The organism is uncultured Virgibacillus sp. (assembly GCF_947495635.1).
Taxonomy (GTDB): Bacteria; Bacillota; Bacilli; order Bacillales; family Amphibacillaceae; genus Virgibacillus; species Virgibacillus salarius.
Window position 1 is genome coordinate 1 of the sequence record NZ_CANMAB010000125.1, and the last position, 10,580, is coordinate 10,580.

At 39.4% G+C, this 10,580-nt stretch carries 5 protein-coding genes; 1 reads left to right on the plus strand and 4 read right to left on the minus strand.

The features are described from left to right. Positions 1-81 precede the first annotated feature (81 nt). From rlmN to gltB, 3 genes are all read right to left on the minus strand, one after another. Positions 82-1,149 carry a 23S rRNA (adenine(2503)-C(2))-methyltransferase RlmN gene (rlmN, locus tag Q1A47_RS18520; RefSeq protein ID WP_026683071.1) on the minus strand — a complete coding sequence of 356 codons (1,068 nt, stop codon included), beginning with the start codon at positions 1,147-1,149 and terminating at the stop codon, positions 82-84. 264 nt (positions 1,150-1,413) lie between these two features. Continuing rightward, positions 1,414-2,901, minus strand: coding sequence for a glutamate synthase subunit beta (locus Q1A47_RS18525; RefSeq protein WP_026683072.1), 1,488 nt, complete (start codon positions 2,899-2,901; stop codon positions 1,414-1,416). Between the two features lie 62 nt (positions 2,902-2,963). Then, entirely contained in the window at positions 2,964-7,571 is a 4,608-nt protein-coding gene (gene gltB, locus Q1A47_RS18530) for a glutamate synthase large subunit (RefSeq protein WP_166530998.1), read from the minus strand. A 527-nt stretch (positions 7,572-8,098) separates the two neighbouring features. Here gltB and Q1A47_RS18535 point away from each other — a divergent pair. Beyond that, complete coding sequence (locus tag Q1A47_RS18535) at positions 8,099-9,109, plus strand: LLM class flavin-dependent oxidoreductase (RefSeq protein WP_200862597.1); 1,011 nt, start codon at positions 8,099-8,101, stop codon at positions 9,107-9,109. A 419-nt stretch (positions 9,110-9,528) separates the two neighbouring features. Here Q1A47_RS18535 and Q1A47_RS18540 read toward each other — a convergent pair whose 3' ends face one another. Then, positions 9,529-10,317, minus strand: coding sequence for an ion transporter (locus Q1A47_RS18540; RefSeq protein ID WP_166530999.1), 789 nt, complete (start codon positions 10,315-10,317; stop codon positions 9,529-9,531). Positions 10,318-10,580 lie beyond the last annotated feature (263 nt).

Sequence of the window (10,580 nt, forward strand, 5' to 3'; positions counted from 1 at the left end):
AAAGATTCCAGCTATCATTTTTTGATAACTGGAATCTTTTTTAACTTCATAAGGGCTAGTTATGTCCCAGCCCCTTCTCCTTTAGCCAACATTCTTTTTCTTCATTTGTTTACTTCTAAGTTGTCCACAAGCGGCATCAATATCTGCACCATTCTCCCAACGAACACCACAATTGATTCCTTTATCCTTCAACGTTTCAAAAAAGGCTTGTATAGATGCTGATTCACTACGCTGATATTGGTTATGTTCATCAACCGAATTATAAGGTATTAAATTGACATATGCTAAGTGTCGATGATTCTCAAGCAGCTTCGCCAACTGAAGCGCCTCCTCCTGATGATCATTGACATCTTTTAACATAATATACTCATACGTAATTCTTCGATTCGTTTTCTCTAAATAATAATCTACTGCCTTCATTAGCTTTTCAATAGGGAAGGCTTTGTTTATTTTCATGATTTGTGTACGTAACTCATTGTTAGGAGCATGGATAGAGATCGCTAGGTTAACTTGGATTCCTGTATCTGCAAACTCATATATTTTATGAGCTAAACCACTCGTTGATACAGTAATATGTCTAGCACCTATATTTAATCCTCTATCGTCGTTTACTACATACAAAAAGTCCATTAAATTAGTAAAGTTATCAAATGGTTCGCCAATTCCCATGACAACAATATGACTAACCCGATCATCCTCACCACGAGAATCTAAATCTTTTTGTACATTCATGATCTGTTCAACAATTTCACCACTAGATAGATCACGATTTTTCTTTAATAGCCCGCTAGCACAGAAACTACAACCGATGTTACAGCCAACCTGCGTAGTTACACAAACAGACAATCCGTAGTTAAATCGCATTAAAACAGTTTCAATTAAATTACCGTCTGCTAAGCGAAATAAATATTTAATCGTACCATCTTTTGATTCTTGCTTAACCTCTTCTTCTAGTGTACCTAAGACAAAATTGTCCTCTAACAAAGCAATCGTCTGTTTATTAACATTCTTCATGTCAGTGAATCGATGGACACGTTTTTTATAAAGCCAATTCCAGACCTGATCAACGCGGAAACGCTGTTGACCATGATCCATTAGCCAATCCGTTAATTGTTCATATGTTAGTCCATAAATGGATGGTTTACTCATGATTTACCCTCATTTCTAGATTATCTTATCCAAACAAACTGCAAAATTTGATAATCTAATACCTAAAAATATTTCTCACCATACTATCTTACTGCAAGTAGTATTTTGTTGCAAACTCATTTCTCCGTACTTTTATGCAGATCACAAGTTATTTGTCTAAAACTTACCTTTTTATGTACGAAGATCACATAATAGTGGTGTGTAGACACGAAAAAGCGCCACCGCTCCATACATTGTATGAAACAATAGCACTCCATTTTCGACTTATGGTAGCACAGTTTCTCCCATTAAATAACGATCACATTCCCTGGCTACGCCTCTTCCCTCATTTATCGCCCAAACAATTAGACTTTGTCCGCGTCGCATATCACCTGCAGCAAACACACCGTCTACATTTGTTTTATAGTCATCATAATCAGCGGCGACGGTCGATTTAGCCGTAGTTTCAATTTGCAATTGCTCAATAAGATCCTGTTCTGGTCCACGGAAACCAATCGCAATCAATACAAGATCTGCCGGCCAAATTTTTTCAGTACCAGGGATTTCATCCCGGACTTTGTTGCCAGCTTCATCATAGCGAAGGCGAACGTTTACTGTGTGCACCTCTTTAACATATCCATTATCATCCCCAACAAATTTTTTAGTCATCACAGCATAAGCACGTGGATCTTCCCCATAAGTACTTGCTGCTTCTTTATGACCGTATTCTACTCGATGAATCGTTGGATATTGCGGCCATGGATTTGTTTCCATATCACGAACTAATCCTTTTTTATCATAAATATCAAACTGAGTTAGACTCTTACAATTATGGCGAACAGATGTGGCAAGACAATCTGTTCCTGTATCTCCACCACCAATAACAATAACATCCTTACCCGTAGCAGATATATAATTGCCATCCTGTAAATCTGAATCTAGTAGGCTTTTCGTATTGGAATGGAGGAAATCCATTGCATGATGAACACCTTTTAATTGACTCCCCGCCACTTGAATATCACGATGCACTGTCGCACCACCACATAGTACAATCGCGTTAAATTCCTTTCTAAGTTCTTCAGTAGTAATATCTTTACCGACTTCTGTATTCGTTACAAAGGATATTCCTTCTTGCTGCAAAATTTCGACGCGTCTCATCACTACATCATAGGAAAGTTTCATCTCTGGAATGCCGTAAGTTAATAATCCTCCGACACGATCATCTCTTTCAAAAACTGTAACGAGATGACCTGCTTTATTCAACTGAGCTGCTGTAGCTAGCCCTGCTGGTCCAGAGCCAACGACGGCCACTTTTTTGCCAGTTCGCTTTTCTGGAGGCTTCGGGACTACCCAGCCTTCTTCAAAGCCTTTCTCAATAATTGAACGCTCTACGGTTCGAATAGCAACAGGCGGCTCATTAATACCGAGCACACAAGCTCCTTCACACGGAGCCGGACAGGCAATCCCAGTGAACTCCGGAAAGTTATTTTGCTCATGCTCTCGATCTAATGCCTCTTTCCACTTCCCTTCATAGACAAGCTGATTCCATTCGGGAATAAGATGATACACCGGACAACCAGAGGTTACACCATTAATTTCCATTCCTACATGACAAGTAGGTACACCACAATCCATACAGCGTGCCCCCTGTATTTGAACCTCTTTATCCGACAATGGAGCTGTATAATCAAACCAATCCTTGGTACGGACCGCTGGGTCTCGCTCCCGCCGTACTTGTCTGTCATATTCCATAAACCCTGTCTGTTTCCCCATCAAAGGCCTCCTTTTCCAACAAGCAAACGCATATCTATCCCTTTCTTAATTGGCAAACATGGCTATTGTAATGCTCCTACCTCTTTCTTTTCTTCTTTTGCAGGCTGCTTACTCTCCTCAAAGGCAAGCATCTCTGCATCGAATTTGCTCATTCCATCTGCTCTTAACGTTGCAATTCGGTCATTTATTTTCACAAATGCTTTTGGAATAATTTTCACAAACTGTTCTACATATTTGTCCCAATAGGATAAAATTCGCTCCGCATGTGTACTATTTGTTTCATTTACATGTTGTTGAATAATTCGATAAAGTCGCTGAATTTCTTCTTGATCTGCTACTGTTTCTATATACACAAGCTCGTCATTCACCTTCGAACGGAATGAATCGTCTTCATCGAATATATATGCTACGCCACCAGACATACCTGCAGCAAAATTTCTTCCCGTACTTCCTAATACTACAACTGTACCACCTGTCATATACTCGCAACCATGATCTCCTACACCTTCAACAACGATGGTTGCTCCACTATTTCTTACTGCAAACCGTTCTCCTGCGAGTCCGCGTATATAGGCTTCTCCTCGTGAAGCGCCATAAAAGGCTACATTACCGATTATTGTGTTTTTCTCAGGTGGGAAGGTAACAATAGGGTCTGGATGGACGATAATTTTCCCTCCAGATAGACCCTTTCCTACAAAATCATTGGCATCACCGATAAGTCGTAATGTCATACCTGGTGGAATGAATGCTCCAAAGCTTTGCCCAGCAGATCCGTTAAAATTCAATTTAATCGTATCTTCAGGTAACCCAGCTTCCCCATAGCGATTGGTTATTTCACTGCCTAATAGCGTACCAGTTACCCGATTTATATTACGTATTGCTGTTGTAAACTCAACTGCCTTTTTCTGTTCAATTGCCTGTTTACAATTCGGAATTAGTTCTTGATAATCAAGTGTCTTTTCAATTCCATGATCTTGTTTGATTGTCGCATATCTTCCTACTTTTGCAGGAACATCTGGTTGATAAAGCAACTCTGTCAGATCTATTCCTTTTACCTTCCAATGATCAATGGCTTGATTAAATTCAAGCACATCCGTACGACCAATCATTTCATTGATGGTTCGAAAGCCAAGTTCTGCCATTAATTCACGTGCTTCCTGTGCAATAAATTTCATAAAATGGACTACATGTTCCGGGTCTCCCATAAATTTCTTACGTAGTTCCGGATTCTGTGTTGCTATCCCAACTGGGCATGTATCCAAATGACAAACGCGCATCATTACGCATCCCAATACGACTAGTGGGGCTGTAGAGAAGCCGTATTCCTCGGCACCCAGCAGACTTGCTACTACTACATCACGCCCTGTCATCATTTTACCGTCTGTCTCCACAACAATTCGATCTCTAAGTCCATTTAATAAAAGCGTTTGATGTGTTTCAGCCAATCCAATCTCCCAAGGTAGCCCTGTATGCTTCAAGCTTGTGCGTGGTGCTGCTCCAGTTCCACCATCATAACCACTAATTAAAACTAGATCTGCTCTACCTTTTGCGACACCTGCTGCAATGGTACCAACGCCAACTGCTGATACAAGCTTGACACTAATTCTTGCATTTGGATTCGTATTTTTTAAGTTATGAATTAACTCAGCCAAATCTTCTATGGAGTAAATATCATGATGTGGTGGTGGAGAAATGAGCTCAACTCCTGGAGTAGATCCGCGTACCTCAGCAACCCATGGATATACTTTTTTTCCAGGTAAGTGTCCACCTTCACCAGGCTTAGCACCTTGGGCAATCTTTATTTGGATCTCATCAGCATTCACTAGATAATTGCTGTTTACTCCAAACCTCCCTGAAGCAACCTGTTTAATGGCACTCCTTCTTAGATCACCATTCTCATCACGAGTAAATCGGTCTGTTGATTCACCGCCCTCACCACTATTACTACGCCCACCGATGCGATTCATGGCAATCGCTAAAGACTCATGAGCTTCCTTACTGATCGAGCCAAAGGACATAGCACCAGTTTTAAAACGAGCACAAATAGATTCTATAGATTCTACTTCGTCGAGTGGCACTGGTTTACGTTTTTTAAAGGACAGTAAGCCCCTTAAAGATTGAAGATTCTCCTTTTCATCTGTCAAAAGCTTTGAGTATTCCTTAAATAACTCATAATTACCTGTTCGACAGGCATGCTGTAAAATATGAATAGTTTTAGGATTATATTGATGGTCTTCCCCATCTTTACGATATTGGTATTCATCGCCAGCTTCTAAGGTATAGCTGCCACCACGATTTTCTAAAAAAGCCTTTTGGTGACGCATACGTGTTTCTTCCTCAATTAGGTCAAGATCAATACCACCCAATCTTGAAGCAGTACCAGTAAAATACTTTTCTATAACATCTTTTCTTATACCAATTGCTTCAAAAATTTGTGCTCCTCGATAACTCTGGATTGTCGAGATTCCCATTTTCGAGAGTATCTTTATAATTCCATCTGTCACTGATTGAATATAATTCCGCTTCGCCTGTTTTGCTGTATACTGTTCTAATTCTTGTTTCTCAGCAAGATCTTCTATGGAGTGAAAAGCAAGATACGGATTTATCCCTTCCGCTCCATAGCCGATTAAGCTTGCAAAATGATGAACCTCTCTTGGTTCTCCCGATTCGATTAATAGACTCACTTTAGTACGTAACCCCTTACGAATTAAATGGTGGTGTAAACCAGATACAGCTAGTAATGCAGGAATGGCTGCTTTATCTTTGCCGATTCCTCGGTCAGATAAAATGAGGATTACAGCACCTTCATTAATGGCTTTATCTGCCTTTACAAAGAGTTCATCCAGTGCTTTTTCCAATGCATTCTCCTGATCATTTACATCAAAATGCATAAACAAGGTTACTGCTTGAAAACCGGCTAATTGTTGAATACGTAATTTTTCTAATTCGCCATTTGTAAGGATTGGTGTCTTCAAACGAATGTGTCGGCAGCTTTCTGCAGTGGGGTGTACTAAATTTCCCTCTGCTCCAATAGTCGTCTCGACCATTGTGATAATCTTTTCTCTAATCGCATCAATTGGAGGATTTGTTACTTGAGCAAACAATTGCTTAAAGTAGTTGTATAGCAGCTGTGGCTTCTTAGACAGTACAGCTAAAGGTGAATCGTATCCCATGGAACCAATCGGGTCTTTTCCGTCCGTAACTAATGGTTTAATGATTTTATTCAATTCTTCCCGGGTGTATCCAAATGCATGCTGCTGTTTAATTAATTTTTCCTCTCCAAATACCGGCTGTCTATACATTACATCTGGAATATCATCTATATCTATTTTATTATTCAACCATTCCTTATACGGTTGTTCTGATGCAATTTGCATTTTAATGTCTTCATCTGGAACAATGACACCTTTCTCCAAATCAACTAAAAGCATTCTTCCAGGCTCTAATCTACGTTTATACAATATGTCATCAGCAAATATATCCAGGGCACCAACCTCTGATCCAAGAACGATCATTCCACTCTTCGTAACATAATAGCGTGCGGGCCGCAATCCGTTACGGTCCAAACATGCGCCTATTTGCGTTCCGTCAGAAAAGACAAGTGCCGCCGGCCCATCCCAAGGCTCCATCAGTGTACTATGATATTCATAGAAATCTCGTTTTTCTTCTTTTATTCCATTATCATTTGCCCAAGGCTCTGGAACCATCATCATTGCTGTATGCGCTAGAGAACGTCCAGATAAATGCAGGAATTCAAATGTATTATCAAATATAGATGAATCGCTTCCCTCATAGTCAATTACTGGAAATATCTTTTCCATGTCCTCTTCTGTAAAATATTCCGATGAACACATTTGCTCCCTTGCACGCATCCAATTCACATTGCCCCTTAGTGTATTAAATTCACCGTTATGAATGGTGTATCGATTTGGATGCGATCGTTTCCAGCTTGGAAAGGTATTAGTACTAAAGCGAGAGTGAACTAATGCGAGTGCTGATTTAAAATCAGGATGGTTTAAGTCGATATAAAAGGCATCTAACTGTTCAGGGACGAGCATCCCTTTGTAGACGATGGTACTTGAGGACAAGCTACTAATATAAATATCCTCGAATTCTGGGGATTTTGCAGCTTCTTGTTCGATTCGCTTCCGAATGACAAATAACTTTCGTTCGAACGCTTTTTGATCTTTCACATCTTCCGGTTTCTTTATAAAGATTTGACGAATGGAAGGCATACTTTTTGCTGCTACTTTCCCAATAAATGATTCGTTAATCGGGACTGGTCTCCAGCCAAGAAATGTTTGTCCTTCTTCTCGAATAATTCGTTCAAACATCCTTTTACTTTCCATACGGAGATTATGATTTATCGGAAGAAATACCATCCCCACACCGTAGTCCCCTTTTGCTGGAAGTTGAATTCCTTCCTTTGCACATTGCTTCTGAAAAAAACGATTCGGAATCTGTGTTAAGATTCCGGCACCATCTCCTGTACTGGTATCTGCCGATTGACCACCACGATGCTCCAGGTTACAGAGAATATTAATGGCATTTTGCACAATATTATGCGTCTTCCTACCGTTTATGTTTGCAATCATCCCTATCCCACATGCTTCATGTTCAAAATCAGGACGATACAATCCCTGTGATTCAGGGAATCCATTTCGCGACATCCCAACATCCCCTTTCTTAACATCAAAATTCACATGATCTATATTTTAATTTCATTGATTTCAGAAGCTTTAAAACCACCTATCACATAATTTTCGCACTGTTCCATCCATTCGGAAAAAAGTATAGTAGGATTATCATATCATAATTTTTATTTTACCTCAAAATTCAGATAAGTTATTTTAATACAATATTATTAAATTTTAATAAATGAAAACGCTGTCTTTTTCGTGTTTTTATTTTCTTTATTCATCTAAACTGCATGATTGACAAGGGGTATAGACAGGTTGAGGATTACTTCACAAAAATTTCAATTTTTATTAAAAATTTTCTTTGAATTTTTCTTAAACCATGGTTAAATGATCAATCCTTTCGTGGTATAGACCAGTTGAATTATATACAATTGATTCATCCGCTTTAACAGCTATCAACGAGCTATCTGTTTTTTCTACCGAAGCTAATCGTTGGACGGTTTATAAAAAAATCCGTATCATTTCTTATTAAGAAATAAGCGAAGAGGTGAAAAATAATGACTCATACGAAGACATTTCAGCATATACCATTATCTGTCTTAGACTTAGCTCCTGTTAATGAAGGCAGCACACCAAGCGATTCTTTTAAAAATAGTGTAGCATTAGCACAGGATGTAGAGAAATTTGGCTTTAACCGTTACTGGCTAGCTGAACATCATAACATGCCTGGAATAGCTAGCTCTGCAACCTCCGTAATTATCGGACATATTGCCGAAAAAACAAATCACATTCGTGTAGGAGCAGGTGGTGTTATGCTGCCAAATCATGCAACACTTGTCATTGCCGAGCAATTTGGAACGCTTGAGTCACTCTATCCAGGACGCATTGATTTAGGGCTTGGCCGTGCACCAGGGAGTGACCAAGCGACAGCATATGCGCTAAGGCGGACACTAAATATGAGTGTGGAAGATTTCCCTATGCAAGTAAATGAATTACAAGATTACTTCGCTAAAGATCCGGTTTCTCGTGTAAAAGCTGTTCCTGGTCAAGGGTTAAACATCCCTATTTGGTTACTCGGTTCTAGCGATTTTAGTGCTAGATTAGCAGCTCAAAAAGGGTTGCCATTTTCCTTTGCTAGTCATTTTGCACCTGCATATACAATTCCTGCATTAAACTTATATCGAGAACAGTTCCAGCCATCCGAATATATGGATAAGCCGTATGCCATGGTTGGTGTTAATGTAATTGCTGCAGACTCTGATGAGAAGGCGAGCTATTTAGCGACTTCCTTGCAGCAGCAATTCTTAAATATGCGTCGTGGAAAACCAACAAAGCTAAAGCCACCGATTGAAAATATCGAGGCCCATTTCTCTATTAACGAGCTTGAAGCTATCAAACAAACGCTAGACCCTCGTACAACGATAATTGGCAGCAAAGAAACGGTTAAACAGGGGTTGAAAAATTTCTTAGAGGAAACACAGGCGGATGAAATGATTATAAGCTCTCAAATCTATCATCAAGCAGATCGGCAGCGGTCGTTCGAAATTATTTCTGAGTTAATGGATTAACAAGCTATCATTAATGTTTACTTAAAACAGGTTCTATCACGCTCCATTAACATACTTCCCTTTCCTGCGGGATCTTCAGCCCGTACTGTTCCCACAGGATAAGGAAGGCATCAGCAGCGATGCATCGTACGCAGAAAAACGCTCTTCTTTTTAAGGAGTCTACGTATTGTGACTTCGCTTCGTATCAACATTTTATCCCGCATATAACTGGCGGTAAGCCCCGCACTTCAAGCTATAAAGTGAACCACTATGGATATGTGGGATCAACTACCAGTAAATGTCCGATTGGTTCACGGGCCTTTAGGTCATACCCTTGTGGTACTAACTATCCGCGGGGATAAATAAGCCCCCCACGGATGGAAGGTTCACTTTATCATTTGGCTTTTGGGTTAACGATTTTAGGTTCGTCCCCGACCTTTTTATCCTTTATTTTTTTCTAACAACTTCTTAATCTCTTTTAATTCCTTCTGAACCTCAGCTAGTTTCATATCCGTTGGTGATGGAGAATCTTCTCTACTAGCTTCTTCTACATTATTGACAACAACCCCAACAAATAAATTAACAATTACAAATGCACCAATAAGAATGAATGTGATGAAGTACCACCAGGATGAAGGATCTTCAGCTAAGATTGGGCGCATTACACCACTTGCCCATGACTCCAATGTGATGACCTGAAAAAGCGTCAATAAAGACTGGTGTAGTGTACCGAAGTATTCAGGAGCGATTAGTTGAAACATCATCGTACCAATAACACCGTATACATAGAAGAAAATACCTAACAGCAGTAGGATCGTTCCCATTGAAGGAATAGTGAGAAGTAATGCATTAACCATCTTTCGTAATGAAGGTATAATAGAAATGGCCCTTAACACACGAAGCACACGCATTATTCTTAATACCGTTACATAATAGGAGCCAACCAATACATGTCCACTAAGTACAATTACAAAATCAAATACACTCCAAGGATCTTTAAAGAATGCCTTAAGAGAACGACTGCCAATTAGTCTAATTACAATTTCCAATGTAAATATCCAAAGTAATATTCGATCGGCAAGATATATCCAACCTGCATACTTTTCTGCAACAAAACTATATGTCTCAAAACCGACTAAAATGGCGTTCAAAACAATTAATACTATAATTGTATTCATAAAAGCAGGATGTTCTGCTAGCGTTGCACACTTTTTACGAATTGTGCTCATGATATAATACTTGCCTCCTTCTCTTTAGTAATTTTACTGATTTCCCTATCGTTTGTCACCTACATATTACTTTTCTACTGTTAATTTTCCGTGAACAACCAAACTCGTAAATAGAAAGCGACAGTGAATTTATGTCTATACCCCCTACCATCGCATACGTTATTGAATTATAAAGCTCTCAACGGTTTAAAAAAAACTGAGCAAAATTCGCTCAGTCCTTATCACTAAATGCTCAGATTTACGCTTCCTCTAGTAGCTATTAT

Bases quoted from the DNA above. Each gene is read 5' to 3' on its own strand.
- Q1A47_RS18525 (WP_026683072.1), bottom strand. From the start codon at position 2,901: ATGGGGAAACAGACAGGGTTTATGGAATATGACAGACAAGTACGGCGG.
- Q1A47_RS18535 (WP_200862597.1), top strand. From the start codon at position 8,099: ATGACTCATACGAAGACATTTCAGCATATACCATTATCTGTCTTAGAC.
- rlmN (WP_026683071.1), bottom strand. From the start codon at position 1,149: ATGAGTAAACCATCCATTTATGGACTAACATATGAACAATTAACGGAT.
- gltB (WP_166530998.1), bottom strand. From the start codon at position 7,571: ATGTCGCGAAATGGATTCCCTGAATCACAGGGATTGTATCGTCCTGAT.
- Q1A47_RS18540 (WP_166530999.1), bottom strand. From the start codon at position 10,317: ATGAGCACAATTCGTAAAAAGTGTGCAACGCTAGCAGAACATCCTGCT.